The following is a 21767-nucleotide window of genomic DNA, read 5'->3' as shown; positions in this document are numbered from 1 at the left end:
CGCGTGGCGCGCGACGCCCGCGCGCGACCGGGCCGCGATCCTGCGCGCGTGGCATGCGGCGATCGTCGCGCACACCGACGATCTCGCGAAGCTGATGTCGCGCGAACAGGGCAAGCCGCTTGCCGAAGCGCGCGGCGAAGTCGCCTACGGCGCGTCGTACGTGCTGTGGTTCGCGGAGGAAGCGACGCGCACGTACGGCGACATCATTCCGCAGCAGCAGCGCGGCAAGCGGCTGAGCGCGGTGAAGGAGCCGATCGGCGTCGTCGCCGCGATCACGCCATGGAATTTCCCGCTCGCGATGATCGCGCGCAAGATCGCGCCCGCGCTCGCGGCCGGCTGCACGGTCGTCGCGAAGCCGGCGGAGGACACGCCGCTGACCGCGCTCGCGCTCGCGTTCCTCGCGCAGGAAGCCGGCGTGCCGGCCGGTGTGCTGAACCTGATCGCCGCGTCGCGCGAACGCGGGATCGACGCCGCGGCCGACTGGCTCGCCGACGCCCGCGTGCGCAAGATCACGTTCACCGGATCGACGGCCGTCGGCAAGCTGCTCGCACGCGAATCGGCGGCGACGCTGAAGAAGCTGTCGCTCGAGCTCGGCGGCAACGCGCCGTTCATCGTGTTCGACGACGCGGAGCTCGATGCGGCCGTCGACGGGCTGATGGCCGCGAAGTTCCGCAACGGCGGGCAGACCTGCGTGTCGCCGAACCGCGTGTACGTGCAGGCCGGCGTCTACGACGCGTTCGCCGCGAAGCTCGCCGCGCGCGTCGCCGCGCTGAAGGTCGCGCCGGCGACCGACGCGGCCGCGCAAATCGGGCCGATGATCAACGCGCGCGCGGTCGACAAGATCGCGCGGCACGTCGGCGACGCGGTCGAGCGCGGCGCGCGCGTGCTCGCGGGCGGCAAGCGCCTGACCGAGCTCGGGCCGAACTACTACGCGCCGACGGTGCTCGCCGACGCGACCGCCGACATGCAGCTGACCTGCGAGGAAACGTTCGGCCCGGTCGCCGCGCTGTTCCGCTTCGACACCGAGGACGAGGCCGTCGACGCCGCGAACGACACGCCGTTCGGGCTCGCCGCGTACTTCTACACGCAGGACCTGCGACGCATCGCGCGCGTGTCCGCGCGGCTCGAAACCGGCATCGTCGGCATCAACGAAGGCGCGCTCGCGAGCGAGGCCGCGCCGTTCGGCGGCGTGAAGGAGTCGGGCTACGGGCGCGAAGGCTCGCGCTACGGCCTCGACGACTACCTGTCGATCAAGTATCTGTGCCAGGGCGGGCTCGACTGACGCGGGGCCCGCGCGCCCGATTCCGCCGCGTTTCGCGCCGCATGGCGCGGCGCCGGCGGCGGGCGCGCGCCGCACACGTTTGCGGCATGCGTTACGCGTTCGCGTCGCGTGCGGGCCTCGATTTCCGGGCGACCCTGCCGTTAACCCGGATTTGACCCGCGCCGCTGCGCTTGCAGCCGGCTTTCCTGCATGAGCGCGAGCATGCCTGCATTCACTTCGATCGAGAAAGTTGCCGACTGGGCCGGGCGCCATCACCTGATCGTCGGCGTGATCGGGACGCTGATGTCGTTCGCCGCACTCGGCATCAGCGCGGCCACGCTGAGGGCCGCGCGCAGCGAAGTCGTCGAACATGCGCACGAGACGTCGCGCAACGTCGCCGCGGTGCTGGTCAGCGAGATCGGCCGTACCGTCGAAACGTCGAACAATGCGCTCGTGTCGCTCGCGGCCGATCTCGGCAACCCCGCGATCGTGCGCATGGACGCGGGGCTGCGGCACGACGTGCTGTTCGAGCGCACGGCCGCGCAATACGTGACCGGCATGGGCGTCACCGACCGGTACGGGCGGCTGATCGACGGCTGTTGCGGGCCGACCCACAACTGGGACTTCAGCGATCGCGACTACTTCAAGGTCCATCGCGATTCGGACAACGTCGGCCTCTACGTGTCGGAGGCGTATCGCGCACGGTCGCGCGGCGGCACGGAATCCATCGCGCTGTCGCGGCGCATCGAGCGGCCGGATCACACGTTCGACGGGATCGCGGTGGTCGCCGTCGATCTCGCGTACTTCGATCGGCTGCTGTCGCGCCTGAACGTCGGCCCGCACGGCGTCAGCGCGATCGTGCGCGCGGACGGCACGATCCTCGCGCGCAACCCGCCGGTGAGCGATCACCAGATGGTCCGGCTGCGCCGGTCGAAGTCGTTCGACCGGATGGTGAGCCGCGAATCGGGCTTCTATGCGGCGCGCTCGAGCATCGACGGCATCGTGCGGCTGTATACGTACCAGCGGGTGCCGGGCACGCCGCTGATCGCCGTCGTCGCGCCGGCCGAGCGTGACGTGCTGGCCGGCATCACGCACCTGTCGTGGACGGTCGGCGTGTCGGCGTCCGTCATCGGCGCGCTGTTCTGCGCGGTCGTGTGGCTGCTCGCGTTCGCGCTGCGCGACAACCTGCGCAAGCAGACGCTGCTCACCGACCTCACGCGCACCGATCCGCTGACGGGCCTGCACAATCGCCGCGCGCTCGATGCCGCGCTCGCCGACGAGTGGGAGCGACTGCAGCGCGGCAGCGGCGGCAGCCTGTCGGTGCTGTTCATCGACGCCGACCACTTCAAGCAGTACAACGACCGCTACGGCCATGCGCAAGGCGACACGGCGCTGCGCTTTCTCGCCGAATGCATCCGCGCGCACGTGCGGCGGCGCGGCGACATCGCCGCGCGCTACGGCGGCGAGGAATTCGTCGCGGTGCTGCCCGATACCGACGAAAACGGTGCGGCGGAAGTCGCCGAGGCCATCCGCCGCGCCGTCGAACACAACCGGATCGACGGCTTCGATGCGACGATTCCGCCGTTCACGGTCAGCATCGGCTGCGCGACCGGCCATCGCGCGCACCCGCGTTCCGTGCATGCGCTGTCGCATCAGGCCGATCTCGCGCTCTATGCGGCGAAGCGCCAGGGCAGAAACCGCGTGTGCCGCGCCGACGCGCAGCTGCATGCTCAACCGGCGTGACCGTCGCGGTTCCGGTCGTTCGCCGGCATGTGCACGACGCGCGCCGCGCAAACGATCGGGCGATTCACCGCCGCGAATCCTCCATGTACCGTTCGGATAATCAGGAACGCTACCCGATCGTCGGTGCGAGTCGCGGTCGACCGGCGTGTGGCTGCCGCGCGCGACATCGTGCTCGCGGCCGCTGCCCGCGACGCCGAAGTCGAAGCGGAAAAGACGCGGCACTGCAGGCCGCAAACGTGCTGCACCGAGAATTCACCAAATAGTGAGAATTCGGGCCCGCCAACCGCTCTGCGCAACAAATCCTTAACGGCCGCGTCACGATCGCGCACGACAATCCGCCATCTTCCCGTGGATGGAGTCTTGCATGTTTGCGTCACGAAGCCGTTTCCCGCTGCACGTCGCAGCGCTGTCGAGTGCGATCGTTCTTGCTGCGTGCGGCGGCGGCGACGATGTCGCGTCGCCCGCCGCGACCAGCGCGGCCATGCCGGCGCCGCCGGCCGACCCCGGCTTCGTCGACAGCGCGCCCGTGCCGAGCGTGCCCGCGTTCGTCGACAACGTCGCGACCAATCAGCGCGGCGACGCGCGCTATGCGACGCTGTCGACCAACGCTGCGGTGCGTGTGCTGAGCCGCTTCCTCGACCTGTGGCAGCCGTCGACGATGCTCGTCGATGCGGGCGTGAACGCGCCGGCCAACGGCGCGTTTCCCGCGATCGTCGCGTCGACCTGCTCGGGCCTGCCCGGCAGCGGCACGCCGTGCGGCACGATCCTCAACGGCACGGTGCTGGACGCGAACGTCCAGTACGTGATCAACGCGACCACCGCACGCACGCAGCAGCAGGCCGACGCCGCGTATTTCGACGACCGGCGCGGCAAGGGCTACAGCGTGACCGACGGCATGGGGCCGCTCACCGACGCATGGCGCACCGCGGCCCAGCAAACGACCAGCATCACCAGCATTCCCGCCGACGCGACGACCGTGCTGTACAACGATTCCGGCAACAACGTCGGTGTCGGCAGCAGCACCAACGCGAACTTCGGCAAGGTCGTCGACCTGCTCAACGAGATGGGCAACAACGCATCGACCGAGCCGTCGAAGCGCTTCTACAAGTATGCGCGGCCGTACCGCTGGAGCACGAGCGTCGTCGTCGCGCCGACGCTCGTTCCCGCCGAAAGCACGACGCCCGCCACCGACGGCGGCTTCATCAGCGGCCACACGGCCGAAGCGATGCGCGATGCGACGACGATGGCGTGGCTCGTACCGGAGCGCTTCCAGGAAATGGTCAGCCGCGGCCTCGAGCTCGGCGAGAACCGGATCCTCGCCGGCATGCATTCGCCGCTCGACGTGATCGGCGGCCGCATGCTCGCGCTCGCGATCAGCGCGGCAAACCTCACCGCCTATGCGAGCGACGCACAGGCCGCGTATGTGCAGGCCCATCAGACGCTGCAGCAACTGACGGGCACCAGCGGCACGACGTTCGCCGCGTTCGCGCACTCGGGCACGACGGCAACCGACCGGTTTGCCGACTACACCGCGAACAAGGCCGCGTTCCTGCGCCGCATGACGTTCGGCTTCGGCGCGATCGAATCGACCGGCGCGCCGCCCGTGGTGCCGAAGGGCGCCGAAATCCTGCTGCAGACGCGCTTCCCGTATTTGAGCGCGGATCAGCGGCGCGTCGTGCTGAAAACCACCGAAGTGCAGTCCGGCTATCCGGTGATGGACGACGCCGAGGGCTGGGGCCGGCTGAACCTGTTCGCCGCGGCAGACGGTTACGGCGCGTTCAACGGCAACGTCGTCGTGTCGATGGACGCTTCGCAGGGCGGGCTCAACGCAGCCGATCTGTGGCGCAACGACATCGCCGGCGCCGGCAAGCTGACGCTGCAAGGCACCGGCACGCTGACGCTCGCCGGCAACAACAGCTATACCGGCGGCACGCAGGTGAATGGCGGCACGCTCGCCGCCGCATCGGCGAGTGCGTTCGGCAACGGCGACGTCTATGTCGGCTCGGGCGGCAGCGTACGGATCGCGGCCGCCGCGCCGGTGACGGTCGCGACACGCTACACGCAGCTCGCCAACACGACGCTCGAACTCGACATCGACGGCAACGGCGGCGGCCGGTTGCGCGTGGGCGGCCAATTCACGGTCGCGGGCGGCACGCTGCACGTGAAGTTCGTGAACGGCTATGCGCCGAAGGCCGGCGACACGATCGCGCTGATCGACGGCGCCGCGGCTTCCGCGCAGTTTTCGACGGTGACGGTCGACGGGTTCAAGGCGACGCCGGTCTATACGGCGACGGGCGTGTCGGTCGTGTTGTCGGCGGCGTGACCGGCGCGGCGCGCGGCTCGTGCGCGGGCCGAGCGCGGGCCGATCCGAAACGGCCGTGCATCGCCGTCGGCCGGAAGCGCTGAGCCGCCGGCGCGGACCTGACGCGCACCCGCGCACAGGCACGCGCATTGCTCCCCGCATCGGGATTCAATCGATCGAGCGGGCAACGACGTGACGAGTACATCGGGCCACATTCATATCGGCATTTCAGGCTGGCGCTACGACGGCTGGCGCGGCACCTTCTACCCGAAGGGATTGAAGCAGGCCGCCGAGCTGCAGTACGCGTCGGACCGGATGCAGACGATCGAGATCAACGGCACGCATTACAGCCTGCAATCGCTCGACAGCTGGCAGCGCTGGTACGACGAAACGCCGCCCGGTTTTACGTTCAGCGTGAAAGGCGCGCGCTATCTGACGCACATGCTGCGCTTTCGCGATGAAACGGCGACCGTCGCCTGTGCGAACTTCTTCGCTCAAGGGCTGCTCGCGCTGAAGGACAAGCTCGGGCCGATCCTGTGGCAGTTTCCGCCGTCGCTGCGGTTCGACCCCGGGCACATCGAGCGCTTCCTGAGCCTGCTGCCGCACGACACCGAAGCCGCGCATGCGCTCGCGAAGCAGCACGATCGCCGGGTCAGGACACCCTATGTGCGCATCGACGAAACGCGCGCGTTGCGCCATGCGATCGAAGTGCGCCACGCGAGCTTCGTCGATCCGGCGTTCGTGAAGCTGCTGCGCCGCCACAAGGTCGCAGTGGTCGTGTCCGATTCGACCGAACCGTGGCCGCAGTTCGAAGACCTGAGCGCCGACTTCGTGTACATGCGTCTGCACGGCACGGAAACGAAGTACTCCGGCGAATACTCCGATGCAGCGCTCGAGCAATGGGCGCGCAGGATCGAATCATGGAGCCTCGGCGCGCAGCCGGCCGATGCGCATCTCGCGGCGCCCGACCTGTCGCCGCCGCGAGCGCGGTCGCGCGACGTGTACTGCTACTTCGACAACGACGCGAAGACGAACGCACCATTCGACGCGCAGCGGCTGATGGAACGCCTCGGTCTGCATGCGCATGCGGCAGCGGCCGGATGAACCCCGAACCACAAGGAGAACGACGATGACCCTGCTCATTTACCTGCTCGGCTGGATCATTTTCATCGCCGGCGTCGCGTGGGGATTGACGACGCTGCACGTATCGCAGCACATCATCGAGATCGTTGCCGTCATTCTGTTCGGCATCGCGGTGATCACGGGCGCGACCCGCGCACGCAATCGCGACCGGACGTAGCGCTCGCAGCGTCGCGCCGACAGGACCGCGAACCGCGCCGCGCAGTTTCAGCACCCTGCTCCGACGTACGCGGCGAGGTCTTCCGCCGTGCCGGACGGGAACGCGTCCTTCAGATGATCGAGAAACGCGGAAACGCGCGCACTCAATAGCCGCCTCGACGGATAGAGCGCCCACAGCGCGACCTCGGGCCCCGGCACGTCGCCCCAACAGACGAGCGTGCCTGCCGCGAGGTCGCGGCTCGCGAGCGACACCGGCAGGCATGCGGCGCCCAGGCCGAGCCTGACCGTCTCGCGCACGATGAGCAGCGACGACAGCCGTGCGACCGGCTCGAACGGTATGCGCGACGGCCCGTGCGGGCCCGTGACGTCCCACGCGTCGCGCCAGTCGTCCACGCCGCTGACGACCGCCGGTACGCGCGCGTCGCCGGACGGCCGCACCAGCGCCGGCGCCGCCACGACGACCAGCCGGTCGCGCACCAGCACGCGGCCGATCAGGCTTTCGTCCGGGTCGGGGTTCACGCGGATCACCAGGTCATAACCTTCGTCGATCATGTCGACGCGGCGGTCTTCCGTCGTCACGTCCACGCGCACGTCCGGATATTGCGCGACGAACGTCGCCACGAGCCTCCCCATCGCGAGCTGGGAAAACAGTATCGGCGCGCTGATGCGCAGGCGCCCGCGCGGGCGTTCGCCGCCCGACGCGATCGCGGACGCGCTGTCGGCCAGCTCGGCGAGCAGCGCACCCGTGCGCTCGTACAGCGCGCGCCCTTCCTGCGTGAGCGTCACGCCGCGCGACCCGCGTTCGAACAGACGCAACGCGAGGCTGTTCTCCAGTTCGGTCACGCGACGCGACAGCGTCGCCTTCGGGCGCCCGGCCGCGCGCGCGGCCTCGCCGAAGCTGCCGTGACGGGCGACGAGATTGAAATCGGCGAGAGCGAGCAGATCCATACGTTCCACCAGTGAGACACCCAGTCTATTTATCACACCTTCCGGATCATGTGTGGATCACTTAACTTACGTGGGCAGTCAATTCAACCGCTACCCCAGGAGTGAACATCATGACCATTCTCGTAACCGGTGCGACCGGCCGTGTCGGCCGCCACGTCGTCCATCAACTCGTCGAGCGCGGCGCCGACGTGCGGGTGCTCGTACGCGATCCGTCGAAGGCCGATTTTCCGGCCGCAGTGGCGGTCGTCCAGGGCGACATGCTCGACCTCGACGCGCTGCGCACCGCATTCACCGGCGTGCGCACGCTGTTCCTGCTGAACGGCGTCGCGGGCGACGAGTTCACGCAGGCGCTGATCGCGCTGAACGTGGCTCGCGACGCGGGTATCGAGCGCGTCGTCTATCTGTCGGTCATGCACGCCGACCGCTTCGCGAACGTGCCGCACTTCGCGGTGAAGTCCGGTGCGGAGCGGATGATCGAGCAGGCCGGTTTCAGCGCGACGATCCTGCGGCCCGCGTATTTCATGGAGAACGAACGGATGGTCAAGGACGTGATCGCCGGTCACGGCGTGTATCCGATGCCGATCGGCAGCAAGGGGGTCGCGATGGTCGACGTGCGCGACGTCGCGGAAGTCGCCGCGATCGAGCTGATCCGCCGCAACGACGCGCCGGGCAAGCTGCCGGTCGAGATGATCAACCTGGTCGGCCCCGACACGCTGACGGGTCCGCAACTCGCGTCGATCTGGTCCGAGGTGCTGGGCCGGCCGGTCGCGTATGGCGGCGACGATCCGGCCGCGTTCGAGAACAACCTGGCGAGCTTCATGCCGAAATGGATGGCATACGAGATGCGGCTGATGGCCGAACGCTACGTCACCGACGGAATGGTGCCGCTGGCCGGCGACGTTGCGCGGCTGACCGCGATTCTCGGCCGCCCGCTGCGCACGTACCGCGACTTCGCGGCGGCGCTGGCCCGCTGAGCATGGAGCGGCAGGCGCTGCATGGCGCCGTCGTGCAGCGTCACGGCGGCGTCCCTATAATCGGCGTTCCGCGCCTGTCGATGCCGGCATCGCGCCGGTTTCGATCCCGCATGCACGTCACTGTATCTGGAGACGAGATGACCCTCCCCGCCGTTCCGTTTGCCGAATCGTTCGACCTCGAAGCCGCATTCGCGGATGTCGCCGACTACTGGTCGCCGAAGGTCGTCGCGCAGGTCAACGATCAGTACGTGAAGGTCGCGAAGGTACGCGACCATGCGCACGAAGACGAGCTGTTCTTCGTCGTGCGCGGGCATCTGAAGATCGAGTACGAAGGCGGCCGCGTCGTCGACTTGCCGGCCGGCTCGATGCACGTGGTGCCGCGCGGCACGCAGCACAATCCGGTGGCCGACGAAGAATGCTGGATCGTGCTGATCGAGCCCGTGCAGACGAAGCACACCGGCGACGTGCAATCGCCGCTCACGCGGTCGATCGACGAGCAGCTGGGTCAGGCTCGCTGAACGGCTCTGCGGCCGGCGAGCGGAGGGCGGGTTCCGCCAGCCGATGGTGTCGTCCGCAAGCCCGCTGGCCCGGGCCCCGCGCCGGTCGGCCCGGACACGCGTGCAGATGGCCGGCCGACAGCGGAGCGGCACCGCCACCGATGTCATGCTCGCGAATACGCGCCGCGCGCCGCGCGCCCGGACGGGCTCGCATGCGGTCCGGCATCGCGCGTCTCGGCGGCAACGGCGCGGGCCTCGTCGCGCCGGCAAAAGCGGCCCTCGCGGCCGTCAACCGGCGGCCGCCGCGACCCCGTCCAGTTCCCGCACGGCGTCTTCCGGCAACACGAGCGCGCCGGCGGCCAGATTCTCGCGCAGATGCGCGACCGACGACGTGCCGGGAATCAGCAGGATGTTCGGCGCGCGGCGCAGCAGCCACGCGAGCGCGGTCTGCATCGGCGTCGCGCCGATCCGCGCGGCGACCGCGTCGAGCGTGGACGACTGCAATGGACTGAAGCCGCCGAGCGGAAAATACGGCACGTACGCGATGCCGTCGCGTCCGAGCGCGTCGATCAGATCGTCGTCGTCGCGGTGCGCGAGGTTGTAATGGTTCTGCACGCACACGATGTCGCAGATCCGCCGGCCTTCGGCAATCTGCGCGGCCGTCACGTTGCTCAGCCCGATGTGCCGCACGAGGCCCTGCCGCTGCAGCTCGGCCAGCGCCGTGAGCGGCGCTTCGATCGAGCCTTCGGCCGGGCCGTGCACGTCGAACATGATCCGCAGGTTGACGACGTCGAGCACGTCGACGCCGAGATTGCGCAGATTGTCGTGCACGGCGGCGGTCAGCGCGTCGGCGGAGAACGCGGGCAGCCACGAACCGTCGTCGCCGCGCGTCGCGCCGACCTTGGTCACGATCAGCAGGCCGTCGCGATACGGATGCAGCGCTTCGCGAATCAGCCGGTTCGTCACGTGCGGACCGTAGAAATCGCTGGTGTCGATGTGGTCGACACCCGATTCGACGGCTTCGCGCAACACGGCGAGCGCAGCGTCGCGGTCTTTCGGCGGGCCGAACACGCCGGGGCCGGCAAGCTGCATCGCGCCATAGCCGAGGCGGTGCACGCGGCGGCCCGCGATGGAAAACGTGCCGGATTGAACGATGGCTGACATGACGTGGCTCCTGGATCGATTGAACGAATCGCAGGTTACGCCGCGTCGCGCTGCGCGATAACCAGTCATAATGCGCACGACCTGTACGAAAAGGCGAACAATGCAAGTCGATCTCGGCGATCTGAATGCGTTCGTCGCGGTCGCCCGGGCGAAGGGCTTCCGCGAGGGCGCACGCGTGGCCGGTGCGAGTGCGTCGGGGCTCAGCGAAGCGGTGCGCAGGCTGGAGGCGCAACTCGGCGTGCGGCTGCTGCACCGCACGACGCGCAGCGTGTCGCCGACCGAAGCCGGCGAGCGCCTGCTCGCCCGGCTCACGCCGGCGCTGAGCGAGGTGGAGGCGGCACTCGACGTGGTCAACACGTTCCGCGAGAAACCGGTCGGCACGCTGAAGCTCAACGTTCCGATGAGCGCCGCGCGGCTCGTGCTGCCGTCGATCGTTCCGCGCTTTCTCGACGCGTATCCTGAGATCCGGCTCGAGGTCGTCGCGGACGAGAGCTTCGTCGATATCCTCGCGGCCGGCTGCGACGCCGGGATTCGCTACGACGAGCGCCTCGAGCAGGACATGATCGCCGTGCCGATCGGCCCGCGCTCGCAACGCTTCGCGACCGCGGCTGCGCCCGCCTATCTCGACCGGCGCGGCCGCCCGGCCCATCCGCGCGACCTGCTCGATCACGCGTGCCTGCGCGGCCGTTTCGCGAGCGGCGCGATGCCGGCGTGGGAATACGAGCGCGACGGCGAAGTCGTGCGCGTGGAGCCGTCGGGGCCGCTCGTCGTGCAGATCGGCGGCGCCGTCGATCTCGTCGTGGATGCCGCCTGTGCGGGGCTCGGCATCGTGCACCTGTACGAAGACTGGCTGCGCCCGCATCTTGCGAGCGGCGCGCTCGAGCCCGTGCTCGACGGCTGGTGGCGGCCGTTCTCGGGCCCGTATCTGTATTATCCGGGGCGGCGTTTCGTGCCGGCTCCGCTGCGCGCGTTCGTCGATTTCATCAAGGCGGATGCCGGGTAGCCGGCGGCCGGCGGTCCATATCCGCGCCGGCGGCATCGCAGTCATCGCGGTTCCGCGCCCGCGGCGCGCATCGGCACGTTGCGTCACGCCCGGCGTTCAGCCGCTCGCTACGCCAGCCGCACCGCGAGCGCGGCCGCGAGCGCCGGCAGCATCACGCATGCACCGATCGCGAGAAACTTCCCTGCGCTCACCTGCTGCCCTTCGCGCCGAATGGCCGCGAGCCACAGGATCGTCGCGAGAGACCCGGTGACGGACAGGTTCGGCCCGAGATCGACGCCGATCAGCAGCGCGTCGATCACCGGTTGCGGGCTGTGCGCGACACCGGCGGTCGCGCTGGCGACGAGCCCTGCAGGCAGGTTGTTGACCAGATTCGACGCGAGCGCGACGGCGGCGCCCGACGCGGCCGCCGCGCGTGCCGCGCCGCCCGCCGTCAGCGCGCGCAACGCGTCGGCGAGCGCGTGCACCGCGCCGGTACGGTCGAGCGCCTCGACCAGCACGAACAGGCCGGCCACGAGCGGCAGCACGCTCCACGAGATCGCGCGCAGCATCGGTCCGCACGCGCCGCGATCGCGCCACAGCACGCACGCCGCGGTGACGGCGCCGGCCACCGCGGTCGGCAACCCGAGCGGCCGGTCGAGCACGGACACGCCCATCAGCGCGGCGGCCGTCGCCGCGATGCCGGCCAGCGCGATGCGCCCGCCCGGCGCGAGCGGCGGCACCAGCAAATCGCTCGCGCAGCGGCCGCGCAGCGCGTGCCGCTGCGTCGCGCGCAGGATCGCGTACGTGCACGCGATCGACGCAACCGACGGCAGCGCGAAGCGCGCGAGCCACGTGCCGAGCGCGGGCATGTGCACGCCGTACAGCACGAGATTCGCGGGATTCGAGATCGGCAGCACGAAGCTCGCCGCATTGGCGACGAACGCGCAGACGTACAGCAGCGGCAGCGGGTCCGTCTTCGCGCGGCGCGCGGCCGCGAACACGGCCGGGGTCAGCACGACGGCGGTCGCATCGTTCGACAGGAACACGGTCGTGACGATCCCGACCAGATAGACGAGCGCGAACATCCGCCGCGGCGAGCCGTGCGCGAGATTCACGACGTACGCGGCGATCCAGTCGAACAGCCCTTCGCGGCGCGCGACCTCGGACAGCAGCATCATCCCGGTAAGGAACAGGTACACGTCGCCGCCCTTCGCGACGGCGGCGAGCGCGGCGTCCACCGGCAACAGGCCGAGACCGACCAGCAGCACCGCGCCGGTCACGGCCCAGATCGCCTCGGGCCAGCCGAACGGGCGCACGATCACGCCCGCAGTGGCGAGCGCGGAAATCAGCCATGCAAACGGGGCGCTATTCATCGCTTCGACGATCCGGATAGCGGCAATGAATCGATGCGCGCTTCATCGCGATGCGGCCGGCAGATCGGACGGCGCGCGGCGGCCCGGCGGCTTGCCGCACGCGCCGCGCAACGAACGCGAGTAACCGAGCCACAATGCGACCGAGCCCGTCGACACGGCGCCCAGCACCACGAAGGCAGCCGGATAGCCGTAATGCTGCGCGAGCACGCCGCCGAGCACCGGGCTCAACGCCGCGCCGATGCCTTGCGCGGTCGCGACCGCGCCCTGCCCCGCGTTCACGCGCCCCGAGCCGTCGAGCAGCCGCACGACGAGCGCCGGTACGACGACGCTTTGCAGGCCGGCGCCGATGCCGTCGAGTATCTGCACCGGCCACACGCCCGCCTCGCTCATCAGCGTGGCCGCGAGCACGCCGCGTACCGGCAGCGCCAGATACGACAGCAGCAGCACGCGCCAGTATCCGTGATCGCGAATCAGCCGCGGCGCGCACCATGCGGCCGCGATCATCACGCATTGCGCGATCACGATCGTCTGCGCGGTAAACATGCTCGGATCGCTGCGGTGCGCGGCGACGACGCCCATCCCGTACAGCGGCAGCATCGCCGCATTGCCGAGGTGAAACAGCGCGAGCGACACGCCGAGCAGCAGCAGCGGCCGGTTCGCCGCGAGCGTGCGCCACGCGCCGGCGCGATGTCCGGCATCGTCGTGCGATCGATCGTCGTGCGAATCGTTGCCGACGCGCGCGGTGCGGGCGGCGTCGGGCTGCTCGCCGAGACCGCATGCGCTCGCATGGTCGATCGCGCGCGCCGGAATCGCCAACGCGCTGCCGATCGCGAGCACCGCGAATACGGCGACGAGCGCGAACAACGCATCGAATCCCGCATGCCAGCCGAGCCAGCCCGCGAGCGCCGCGCCGGCGACGTTGCCCGCATGGTTCGCCATCTGGTTGCGGCCGAACTGACGGTCGAAGCCGCGCGTGCGCGCGATGCCGAGCGTCACGCCCGCGACGGCCGGTGCGAGCGCGGCGCCGCAGACGGCGGCCACGATCTGCGACGCCGCCACCGCCGGATAGCTGTCGGCGAAACGCAGCATCACCGTTGCGAACGCGGTCGCGGCCGTCGCGCCGACGATCAGCGCACGCTTCGCGCGCAGCGCATCGACGAGCGCGCCGGCCAACGGCGTCGCGGCCATCGCCGCCAGGCCGGCGAGCGTCATCACGGACCCGATCGCGTCCGCGCTCCACCCGCGCGACAGCAGGATCACGCCGGCGAACGGGCCGATCCCGGCCTGCACGTCGGCGACGAAGAAGTTGAGCGCTTCGAGCGCGCGGGCCGGTCTCGTCGCCGCCGCGCGTTCAGCCGGCCGGCGCATCGACGAGCTCGGCGATGTCGGTGACGTCGATCGTCGTGCCGTGCGGCGTGACGATCGCGTCGCCCCACACCTGCACGTGCATGCCGGGACGCAAATAGTCGCCGAGCTCGGCTGCCGCGTGCGGCGGCATGCGCACCGCGACGCCATTCGTCAGCAGCGCGCCGTTGCACTCGCCTTTCGGGCCGTGCAACGCAAACGCGACCTCGCCGCGCACGTCCATCGGCTCGCGGCCGGCGCGCGGCAGCGGACGCGGCTCGTGCGCCGGCCCGCCATCGACGATCGCCGCGCCGCCGCGGCCGGTCAGCTGAACGGCCGCGATCATGTCCGCGCCGCGCGGCTTGATGCCGCGTACGCGGATGCGATCGCCGCACGCGACGTGCTGCACGAGTTCGCGGCCGAGATGCGGCGGCACGTGAACCTGCAGGTCGCCGTTCAGGATCAGCCCGTCGACTTCGCCGTGCGGGTTGAGCAGGAATTGGGTCACGCGGCCGCGCGTTTCGGGCAGACATGCCGGATCGATCCAGTGCATGGGGTGATTTCTCCATCGGGATGTCGTCGCGTGCGTCGCGCGTCGACGGACGGCGAATGCGCGCTGCGGCCGGCGTGCGGCGCGCAGCATGACCGCGACGACGGGTTGCGGTACACCCCTATTTGCAAGCCCCGTGCCAACCTGATTCGCGCCCGTGCCGCGGTGCACCGCGGTAGTCCGCCGCCGCGCGGGTGTCGGGAATGCCGACAGATGCGCGCGACGGTGTCGGACAATCCGACGCCCTGCATCCCGCTCAGCCGTCGCGATCGATCCCGAGATTCGCCATGCGCGCATACAGCGACTGACGACCGATGCCGAGTTGCCGTGCCGCTTCGGCGCGATTGCCGTTCGCCCGCTCGAGCGCGCGCAGGATCGCCGCGCGCTCGACCGCGGCCAGCGCGTCGGGCAGCGGCAGATCGAACAGGAACGCAGGCAGCGCGGCGTCCGCATCCGCATGCACGCCCGCGGCCGGCGCCGCGCCGAGCGCGAGGTCGGCCGCGGTGATCGCGGGCCCGGGCGCGAGCGCTGCCGCGCGCTCCATCACGTTGCGCAGTTCGCGCACGTTGCCGGGCCAGCGGTGAGCGAGCAGCGCGCGCTGCGCGTCGTTCGTCAGGTGCAGCGGCCGCGCGCCGGCCGCACGTTCGAGAAAATGCGCGGCGAGCGGCAGGATGTCGGCCACGCGCTCGGCGAGCGGCGGCAGGTGCAGCGGAATCACGTTCAGCCGGTAGAACAGGTCTTCGCGGAACGTGCCGCTCGCGACGCCCGCGGCGAGATCGCGGTGCGTCGCGGCCACCACGCGAATGTCGATCGGCGTCGGGCGGTCCGCGCCGAGCGGCGTCACCTGGCGCTCCTGCAGCGCGCGCAGCAGCTTCGCCTGCATCGCGGCAGGCATGTCGCCGATCTCGTCGAGAAACAGCGTGCCGCCGCCGGCCTCGACGAGCCGCCCCGCGCGATCCGCATGCGCGCCCGTGAACGCGCCGCGGCGATGGCCGAACAATTCGCTTTCGAGCAGATCGGCCGGAATGGCCGCGCAATTCACGGCCACGAACGGCCCGGCATGCCGCGCGGACGCCGCATGCAGCACCCGCGCGGCCACTTCCTTGCCGGTGCCGGTTTCGCCGGTGACGAGCACCGTCGCATCGCTCGTCGCGGCGCGCCCGAGCTGCTTCTGCACGTCGCGGATCGCGGCGCTGACGCCGAGCAGGCGCGGGCGGTCCGACGCGTGCTCGCCGGCAAACGCGCCGGTGTCCGCGTCGCCGTGCGCGCGCGGCGCATGCGCGGACACGATCCGCTCGAGCAATTGCGCGATGTCGCGACGCCCGACCGGCTTCGTCAGATGGTCGAACGCGCCGAGGCGCATCGCGTCGATCGTGTTGTCGCTGGTCGCGTGCGCGGTCAGCATCACGACCGGGATCGCGGCGAGCGCTGCATCGTCGCGCCATTGCGCGAGCACCGCGAGGCCGTCCAGGTCCGGCAGCCGGAAGTCCAGGAACACGCAATCGATGTGGCCGCCGTCGCGCAGCATCGAAAGCGCCGCGCGCCCGGATGCGGCCTCGACGACACGATGACCGAGATCGCGCAGCGTTTCCGCGAGGCCGTCGCGAAATGCGGCGTCGTCGTCGACGATCAGGATGGTTGCCATGGAATCTCGATCACGAAAGAAGCGCCGCGCGACGCCGCATCGAGCCACGCGCGGCCGCCGTGCGCCGCCGCCACTTCGCGCACGACCGCGAGGCCGAGGCCCGTGCCGCCCGCGCGGCCGGTCACGAACGGTTCGAAGATCCGCTCGCGCTGCGCGTCGGGCACGCCGGGGCCCGTATCGGACACCGTGAACCGCAGCATCGCACGCGCATCGGCCGTCGAGCGCGCAGCCGTGACCGACACGGCGCCGCCGTCGCCCGCATGGCGCAGCGCATTGAGCAACAGGTTGTCGAGCGCGCGGCGCATCTGGCCGGGATCGAACGCCGGGTTGTCGGACGGCGGCGCGAACCGCTCGCCGTGCCCGTCCGGCGTGCATGCGAGCGCGATCGACTGGCGCTGCGCGAGCTCGCGGTGCGCATCGACGACGTGCGGGAGCCACGCGTCGAGATCGACGCGTGCGATGTGCGGACTGACCGGCTGCGTGAGCGCGAGCAGCCCCGACAATTGCGTATCGATGCGCGCGATCTGCGTGAGGATGATACGAAGCGCGTCCTGCTGACGGCCGCTGTCCGCGGCGAGCGCATTCTCGGCCTTCAGCCGCATCGCGCCCATCGGGTTGCGGATTTCATGCGCGAGCTGCGCGGCGAGCTTGCCGAGCATGCCGAAGCGCTCGGCCTGCGCGAGCCGCGCGCTCAATTCGCCGGCTTGCTGCTGCAAACGTTCGGCGTGCCGCGCATGCGCATTGAACGCATCGATGATCCGGTCGAGGTCGGGTTCGCCGACGCGCGGCAGTTGCGTGTCGCGCCCCGCCGGCGACAGTGCCGCCTCGATGCGGCCGAGATTGCGCTTCCAGCGCCGCAATGCGAACGCGAGCGCGGCGGCGATCGCGAGAATCACGGCGAGCACCGCCGCAAGCGCCGTCGCGAGCAGCTCGCCATGCGGGCCGAGCGGCGGATGCGCGCGCGTCAGCATCCAGACGAACAGCTCCGGGCTGGCCGGCACCGGACACGCAACCGCCACGACCGCATCCTGCGCGCCTTCGACGACGTTGGTCGCGGTCGCGCGCGCGGCGGCGGCCGCGTTCAGCGTGCGCAGGATCAGCGAGGTTTCCGCTTCCGGCACGTCGCGCTTGATGCCGCTGCCCTGATAGGTCGGAAACGCATACGCGAGAAAGCGGCCGTCGGCGCCTGCGCCGCCGCGCGTCCAGAAACCGCCTTCGACGTCCGGCGCACGGGCGAGCACGATGTCGAGGATCGCGTGCATCGGCTCGGCATCGGGTTGCGCGCCGGACGGCCGCACCGCGCCCGCATAGCGCGATGCCACCGCTTCGCACGCGGCCGCGCCCTGCGCGCGGGCGCCCGCGATCTGCTCGCTCTCGGCGGAACGGGCCACGATCCACACGAGCGCCACCAGCGTCGCGCATAGCGCGGCAACGAGGGCCCACAGCATCACGAGTTGAGTGGAAAACGACGGGCGCTTCATGGCGTCGGAGAAAGGTCGATCGCGACAGGATAGCGCAACGCATGCACCGCACCCAGTCATGAACGCGGCCCCGAAGCATCGTGCGCGCCACCGGCTGCGCTCCGGCCGACGAGTGCGGCGCGAGATCGGCGGACGAAAGACTCGGACGCCCGACGGCGCGCGCGGCATCAGCACGGCGCTCCGGTGCTCCGGTGCTCCGGTGCTCCGGTGCGTCGGTGCGTCGGTGCGTCGGTGCGTCGGTGCGTCGGTGCCTCGGCGCTCCGGTGCTCCCGTGCTCCGAGCGGCGGCCGCGCCGCCACGCCGCGCGTCACTTCACGTCACTTCACGTCAGCGCCGGTTCGACCGCGACACCACGTCGATCCACACCGCGAGCACCAGCACCGCACCCTTGACGATCATCTGCCAGTACGCGTCGACGTCGAGCATCGACATCCCGTTGTCGAGGCTCGCCATCACGAGCGCGCCGATCAGCGCGCCGTAGACGGTGCCCGACCCGCCGCGCATCGACGTGCCGCCGATGAAGCACGCGGCGATCGCATCGAGCTCGCCCATCGAGCCGGCCGACGGCGAGCCGGCCGCGAGCCGCGCGGTATTGACGATGCCCGCGAACGCGCACATCAGCCCCATCAGCGCGAAGATCGCGAGCTTCACGCGATCGGTGTCGACGCCCGACAGCCGCGTCGCTTCCAGGTTCGATCCGACTGCATAGATGCGCCGGCCGAACACCGTCTGCGTCGCGATCCACGAGAACACGCCGAGCAGCGCGAGCAGCAGCAGCACCGGCACCGGGATGCCGCCGTAGCGGTCGAGGGTCGCGACGAACGCAAGCAGCACGGCACCGGCGCCGACGATCTTCGCGACGTCCTGCCACATCGGCGCGACCGCGAGCTTGTAGCGGTGCCGCGTGCTCCGCTGCCGGAACACCAGCAGCGCAACCAGCGCGAACAGCAGCACCGCGAGGCCGTCGCCCGCCGCGCGCGGCAGATAGCCTTGCCCGATGAACACGAAGCCGTCGGACACCGGCGCGATCGTCGAGCCGCCCGTCACGCCGAGCAGGATCCCGCGGAATGCGAGCATCCCGCCGAGCCCGACGATGAACGACGGCACGCGCCGGTACGTCGACCACCAGCCGTTGAACAGCCCGACCAGCACGCCGAGCGCGAGCACGGCCGGCACCGTGGCGGCGACCGGCCAGTGGCGATTGACGTCGAGGATCGCCGCGACGCCGCCGAGCAGCCCGAGCAACGAGCCGACCGACAGGTCGATCTCGCCGGCGATGATCACGAACACCATCCCGCACGCGAGCATCCCGGTGATCGACATCTGCCGCAGCAGGTTCGACACGTTGCGCGGCGTGACGAACGCGCCGTCGGTCAGCACCGAGAAGAACACCCAGATCGCCGCGACGGCGAACAGCAGCGCGAGCACCTTGTAGCGCACGAAGATCTGGCTCAGCGGACGGCCGCGCAGGCGGCGCGCGTCGGTGTCCGGCGGCACGGCGGAAGAAGAGGAAAGTTCGGTGTTCATGTCGCACTCGCTGCAATGGGTTCGGCCGGACGCCGCGCGGGCTTGAGCGCGGCGCCGAGTATCTGTTCCTGCGTGAGGCCTTCGTTGACGAAATCGCCGCGCAGCTCGCCTTCGCCGATCACGAGCACGCGATCGGCGAGGCCGAGCACCTCCGGCAGCTCCGACGACACGACGATCAGCGCGACGCCGCGTTTCGCGAGCGCGAAGATCAGCCGGTAGATTTCGGCCTTCGCGCCGACGTCGACGCCGCGAGTCGGCTCGTCAAGGATCAGCACCTGCGGGTCGGCGAGCAGCATCCGCGCGAGCACTGCCTTCTGCTGGTTGCCGCCGGACAGGCTCGCGATCGGCAGGAACGGGTGCGCGGCGCGCACCGACAGCCGCTGCATCTCGGTGCGGATCGCGTCGAGTTCGGCGGCCGCGTCGATCCGGCCGCGTGCGGCGAACCGGCGCAGCACCGACAGCGTGATGTTGTGCCCGACGCCGAGCTGCGGCACGATCCCGTGACGCTTGCGATCCTCGGGCACCATCGCGATGCCCGCGCGGATCGCATCGGCCGGCGAGCGGATCGCGAGCGGCCGCCCGTTGATGCGCACGCTGGCCGTGCTCGCGCCCGGATACGCACCGAAAATCGCCTGCATCAGCTCGGTGCGGCCCGCGCCGACGAGCCCGGCGACGCCGAGGATCTCGCCGCGCCGCACGCTGAACGACACGTCGTCGACGCGCTTGCGGCGCGGATTCGCGACGTCGTGACACGTCACGTTGCACGCTTCCAGCACGACGTCGCCGATCTCGTGCGGCTCGCGCGGATACAGGTTGCTGATCTCGCGCCCGACCATCATCGCGATGATCCGGTCGGTGGTCAGCGCGCGCATCGGCTCGGTCGCGACATGGCGGCCGTCGCGGATCACGGTCACGGTGTCGCACACGGCTTCGATTTCATCGAGCTTGTGCGAGATGTACACGCATGCGACACCGCGGCGCTTCAGGTCGCGCACGATGTCGAGCAGGATGCGCGTCTCGGCCGCGCTCAGCGACGACGACGGCTCGTCGAGGATCAGCAGCTTCGCGCGCTTGTTCAGCGCCTTCGCGATCTCGATCAGCTGCTGGTGGCCGCCGCCGTAGTTCATCACCGGCTGCGCGACGTTGATCGCGTCGATGCGCAGCTCGCGCAGCAGCGCCTCGGAGCGCCGCACCATTTCCGCGTAGTGCATGCGGCCGCCCGGCAGCGTGATCTCGTTGCCGAGGAAGATATTCTCGGCGACCGACAGCTCGGGCACGAGCATCAGCTCCTGATGGATGATCACGATGCCCGCGCGCTCGGTGTCGCGCACACCGGACGCGACGAGCGGCGCGCCTTCCCAGCGGATCTCGCCGTCCCACGTGCCGTGCGGGTAGACACCCGACAGCACCTTCATCAATGTCGACTTGCCGGCGCCGTTCTCGCCGCACAGCCCGACGCATTCGCCGGGACGCACGGTCAGGTCGATCCCGTCGAGCGCCTTCACGCCGTCGAATGCCTTGACGATGCCGCGCATCGTCAGCAAGGGTTCGGTCATACGTTCATTGCCTCGCAGTAGGCGCGACCGCCGTCGCGGCGGCCGCGCGTCGCGTTCCGTCGTACGCTTACTGGCTCGCCAGCTGGGCCTGCGTGTAGAAGCCGTCCTTCACGACGACGTCGACGTTGCGCTTGGTCAGCAGCGTCGGCTGCAGCAGCACCGTGTCGACCTTCTTCTTGCCGTTGTCGTACTGCGCGTTGAACGCGGGCTTCGTGCCCTTCGCGAGATCGACCGCCAGCTTCGCGGCTTCGCTCGCGATCAGCTTCAGCGGCTTGTAGACGGTCATCGTCTGCGTGCCGGCGATCACGCGCTTCACGGCCGCGAGGTCCGCATCCTGCCCGGACACCGGCACCTTGCCGGCCAGATGCTGCGCGGCGAGCGCCTGGATCGCGCCGCCCGCGGTGCCGTCGTTCGACGCGACGATCGCGTCGATCTTGTTGTTGTTCGCCGTCAGCGCGTCCTCGACGATCCGCAGCGCGGTCGACGCGCTCCATTCGGGCACCCACTGCTGACCGACGATCTTGATGTCGCCGCGGTCGATCGCAGGCTTCAGCACTTTCAGCTGGCCTTCGCGCAGCATCTTCGCGTTGTTGTCGGTCGGCGCGCCGCCGAGCAGGAAGTAGTTGCCCTTCGGCTTCGCGTCGAACACGCCCTGCGCCTGCAGTTCGCCGACCTTCTCGTTGTCGAACGAGATGTACGCATCGACGTCGGCGTCGAGGATCAGGCGGTCGTACGACACGACCTTGATGCCCGCCTTCCGCGCTTCGGCGACGACGTTGCCGAGCGTCTTCGAATTGAACGGCACGATCACGATCACGTCCACGCCGCGCGAGATCAGGTTCTCGATCTGGGAAATCTGCCGCGCCTCGCTCGCATCGGCCGACTGCACCGACACCTTCGCGCCGAGCTTGGTTGCGGCCGCAACGAAATAGTCGCGATCGCGCGACCAGCGTTCGACGCGCAAGTCGTCGATGCAGAAGCCGATTTCGGGTTTGTCCTTGCTCGCGTGCGCGAGCGGTGCGCCCAGCGCGAACATCGCCAGCGCAGCGGCGCCGGCAAGCGAACTCAATACGGTACGACGCGTCACGGATTTCATCGTCTCCACTCCTTGTTATGGAACC

General features: G+C 70.0%; 18 protein-coding genes. 8 read left to right on the top strand and 10 right to left on the bottom strand.

Annotation, left to right across the window (positions count from 1 at the left end; translation table 11 throughout):
• The 5 genes from BSE24067_RS24260 to BSE24067_RS24240 form a co-directional block, all read left to right on the top strand.
• Positions 1 to 1282: NAD-dependent succinate-semialdehyde dehydrogenase (locus tag BSE24067_RS24260; RefSeq protein ID WP_174904884.1), on the top strand; the 1282-nt coding region annotated here is incomplete at its 5' end.
• Between the two features lie 201 nt (positions 1283 to 1483).
• Complete coding sequence (locus BSE24067_RS24255; protein ID WP_151065971.1) at positions 1484 to 3004, top strand: GGDEF domain-containing protein; 1521 nt, start codon at positions 1484 to 1486, stop codon at positions 3002 to 3004.
• A 364-nt stretch (positions 3005 to 3368) separates the two neighbouring features.
• Positions 3369 to 5327 carry a phosphatase PAP2 family protein gene (locus BSE24067_RS24250; RefSeq protein WP_151065972.1) on the top strand — a complete coding sequence of 653 codons (1959 nt, stop codon included), beginning with the start codon at positions 3369 to 3371 and terminating at the stop codon, positions 5325 to 5327.
• Positions 5328 to 5498: 171 nt separating this feature from the next.
• Positions 5499 to 6410 carry a DUF72 domain-containing protein gene (locus tag BSE24067_RS24245; protein ID WP_151065973.1) on the top strand — a complete coding sequence of 304 codons (912 nt, stop codon included), beginning with the start codon at positions 5499 to 5501 and terminating at the stop codon, positions 6408 to 6410.
• Positions 6411 to 6435: 25 nt separating this feature from the next.
• Positions 6436 to 6606, top strand: a complete 171-nt coding sequence (locus BSE24067_RS24240) for a hypothetical protein (protein ID WP_170297508.1) — start codon at positions 6436 to 6438, stop codon at positions 6604 to 6606.
• A gap of 47 nt (positions 6607 to 6653) precedes the next feature.
• Here the strand turns inward: BSE24067_RS24240 and BSE24067_RS24235 are convergent, their stop codons facing one another.
• The gene (locus BSE24067_RS24235) at positions 6654 to 7553 is read right to left on the bottom strand and encodes a LysR family transcriptional regulator (protein ID WP_151065974.1); all 900 of its coding nucleotides are present in this window, start codon (positions 7551 to 7553) and stop codon (positions 6654 to 6656) included.
• A 110-nt stretch (positions 7554 to 7663) separates the two neighbouring features.
• Here BSE24067_RS24235 and BSE24067_RS24230 point away from each other — a divergent pair, with 110 nt between their 5' ends.
• Both BSE24067_RS24230 and BSE24067_RS24225 read left to right on the top strand, forming a co-directional pair.
• A complete protein-coding gene (locus BSE24067_RS24230) occupies positions 7664 to 8527 on the top strand; it encodes an SDR family oxidoreductase (RefSeq protein WP_151065975.1) in 864 nt (287 codons plus the stop codon).
• Between the two features lie 137 nt (positions 8528 to 8664).
• Positions 8665 to 9045 carry a cupin domain-containing protein gene (locus BSE24067_RS24225; protein ID WP_151065976.1) on the top strand — a complete coding sequence of 127 codons (381 nt, stop codon included), beginning with the start codon at positions 8665 to 8667 and terminating at the stop codon, positions 9043 to 9045.
• A 267-nt stretch (positions 9046 to 9312) separates the two neighbouring features.
• Here BSE24067_RS24225 and BSE24067_RS24220 read toward each other — a convergent pair whose 3' ends face one another.
• Positions 9313 to 10188, bottom strand: coding sequence for an aldo/keto reductase family oxidoreductase (locus BSE24067_RS24220; protein ID WP_151065977.1), 876 nt, complete (start codon positions 10186 to 10188; stop codon positions 9313 to 9315).
• Positions 10189 to 10288: 100 nt separating this feature from the next.
• Between BSE24067_RS24220 and BSE24067_RS24215 the strand changes: the two genes are divergently transcribed.
• On the top strand, positions 10289 to 11191 hold the full coding sequence (locus tag BSE24067_RS24215; protein ID WP_151065978.1) for a LysR family transcriptional regulator: 903 nt from the start codon (positions 10289 to 10291) through the stop codon (positions 11189 to 11191).
• Positions 11192 to 11298: 107 nt separating this feature from the next.
• Here BSE24067_RS24215 and BSE24067_RS24210 read toward each other — a convergent pair whose 3' ends face one another.
• The 8 genes from BSE24067_RS24210 to xylF all read right to left on the bottom strand — a co-directional run bounded on the left by BSE24067_RS24210 (position 11299) and on the right by xylF (position 21742).
• Positions 11299 to 12543 (bottom strand): arsenic transporter, encoded by a 1245-nt coding sequence (locus tag BSE24067_RS24210; RefSeq protein ID WP_174904882.1) that lies wholly within the window; start codon positions 12541 to 12543, stop codon positions 11299 to 11301.
• A 42-nt stretch (positions 12544 to 12585) separates the two neighbouring features.
• The gene (locus tag BSE24067_RS24205) at positions 12586 to 13911 is read right to left on the bottom strand and encodes an MFS transporter (RefSeq protein WP_151067601.1); all 1326 of its coding nucleotides are present in this window, start codon (positions 13909 to 13911) and stop codon (positions 12586 to 12588) included.
• Positions 13895 to 14440 carry a hypothetical protein gene (locus BSE24067_RS24200; RefSeq protein WP_151067603.1) on the bottom strand — a complete coding sequence of 182 codons (546 nt, stop codon included), beginning with the start codon at positions 14438 to 14440 and terminating at the stop codon, positions 13895 to 13897. Before BSE24067_RS24200 ends, BSE24067_RS24205 begins: the two co-directional genes overlap by 17 nt.
• Positions 14441 to 14693: 253 nt before the next feature.
• Positions 14694 to 16082: a sigma-54-dependent transcriptional regulator gene (locus BSE24067_RS24195; RefSeq protein WP_151067605.1), complete on the bottom strand. Its 1389-nt coding sequence runs from the start codon at positions 16080 to 16082 to the stop codon at positions 14694 to 14696.
• Positions 16067 to 17563 carry a sensor histidine kinase gene (locus BSE24067_RS24190; protein ID WP_151067607.1) on the bottom strand — a complete coding sequence of 499 codons (1497 nt, stop codon included), beginning with the start codon at positions 17561 to 17563 and terminating at the stop codon, positions 16067 to 16069. Before BSE24067_RS24190 ends, BSE24067_RS24195 begins: the two co-directional genes overlap by 16 nt.
• A 327-nt stretch (positions 17564 to 17890) precedes the next feature.
• A complete protein-coding gene (locus BSE24067_RS24185) occupies positions 17891 to 19090 on the bottom strand; it encodes a sugar ABC transporter permease (RefSeq protein ID WP_151067609.1) in 1200 nt (399 codons plus the stop codon).
• Positions 19087 to 20646, bottom strand: coding sequence for a D-xylose ABC transporter ATP-binding protein (gene xylG, locus BSE24067_RS24180; protein ID WP_151067611.1), 1560 nt, complete (start codon positions 20644 to 20646; stop codon positions 19087 to 19089). The genes BSE24067_RS24185 and xylG overlap by 4 nt, the downstream gene beginning before the upstream one ends.
• A gap of 67 nt (positions 20647 to 20713) precedes the next feature.
• The gene (gene xylF / locus BSE24067_RS24175; RefSeq protein ID WP_151067613.1) at positions 20714 to 21742 is read right to left on the bottom strand and encodes a D-xylose ABC transporter substrate-binding protein; all 1029 of its coding nucleotides are present in this window, start codon (positions 21740 to 21742) and stop codon (positions 20714 to 20716) included.
• Positions 21743 to 21767 lie beyond the last annotated feature (25 nt).

Source organism: Burkholderia latens, assembly GCF_902499045.1.
Lineage (GTDB): Bacteria > Pseudomonadota > Gammaproteobacteria > Burkholderiales > Burkholderiaceae > Burkholderia > Burkholderia latens.
Note: the sequence above shows the minus strand (reverse complement) of the source record. Positions and strands in the feature narration are given on the sequence as shown.

Coding starts and splice junctions, on each gene's coding strand:
- BSE24067_RS24255 (WP_151065971.1), top strand. CDS start 1,484: ATGCCTGCATTCACTTCGATCGAGAAAGTTGCCGACTGGGCCGGGCGC.
- BSE24067_RS24250 (WP_151065972.1), top strand. CDS start 3,369: ATGTTTGCGTCACGAAGCCGTTTCCCGCTGCACGTCGCAGCGCTGTCG.
- BSE24067_RS24240 (WP_170297508.1), top strand. CDS start 6,436: ATGACCCTGCTCATTTACCTGCTCGGCTGGATCATTTTCATCGCCGGC.
- BSE24067_RS24235 (WP_151065974.1), bottom strand. CDS start 7,553: ATGGATCTGCTCGCTCTCGCCGATTTCAATCTCGTCGCCCGTCACGGC.
- BSE24067_RS24230 (WP_151065975.1), top strand. CDS start 7,664: ATGACCATTCTCGTAACCGGTGCGACCGGCCGTGTCGGCCGCCACGTC.
- BSE24067_RS24225 (WP_151065976.1), top strand. CDS start 8,665: ATGACCCTCCCCGCCGTTCCGTTTGCCGAATCGTTCGACCTCGAAGCC.
- BSE24067_RS24220 (WP_151065977.1), bottom strand. CDS start 10,188: ATGTCAGCCATCGTTCAATCCGGCACGTTTTCCATCGCGGGCCGCCGC.
- BSE24067_RS24215 (WP_151065978.1), top strand. CDS start 10,289: ATGCAAGTCGATCTCGGCGATCTGAATGCGTTCGTCGCGGTCGCCCGG.
- BSE24067_RS24210 (WP_174904882.1), bottom strand. CDS start 12,543: ATGAATAGCGCCCCGTTTGCATGGCTGATTTCCGCGCTCGCCACTGCG.
- BSE24067_RS24205 (WP_151067601.1), bottom strand. CDS start 13,911: ATGCGCCGGCCGGCTGAACGCGCGGCGGCGACGAGACCGGCCCGCGCG.
- BSE24067_RS24200 (WP_151067603.1), bottom strand. CDS start 14,440: ATGCACTGGATCGATCCGGCATGTCTGCCCGAAACGCGCGGCCGCGTG.
- BSE24067_RS24195 (WP_151067605.1), bottom strand. CDS start 16,082: ATGGCAACCATCCTGATCGTCGACGACGACGCCGCATTTCGCGACGGC.
- BSE24067_RS24190 (WP_151067607.1), bottom strand. CDS start 17,563: ATGAAGCGCCCGTCGTTTTCCACTCAACTCGTGATGCTGTGGGCCCTC.
- BSE24067_RS24185 (WP_151067609.1), bottom strand. CDS start 19,090: ATGAACACCGAACTTTCCTCTTCTTCCGCCGTGCCGCCGGACACCGAC.
- xylG (WP_151067611.1), bottom strand. CDS start 20,646: ATGACCGAACCCTTGCTGACGATGCGCGGCATCGTCAAGGCATTCGAC.
- xylF (WP_151067613.1), bottom strand. CDS start 21,742: ATGAAATCCGTGACGCGTCGTACCGTATTGAGTTCGCTTGCCGGCGCC.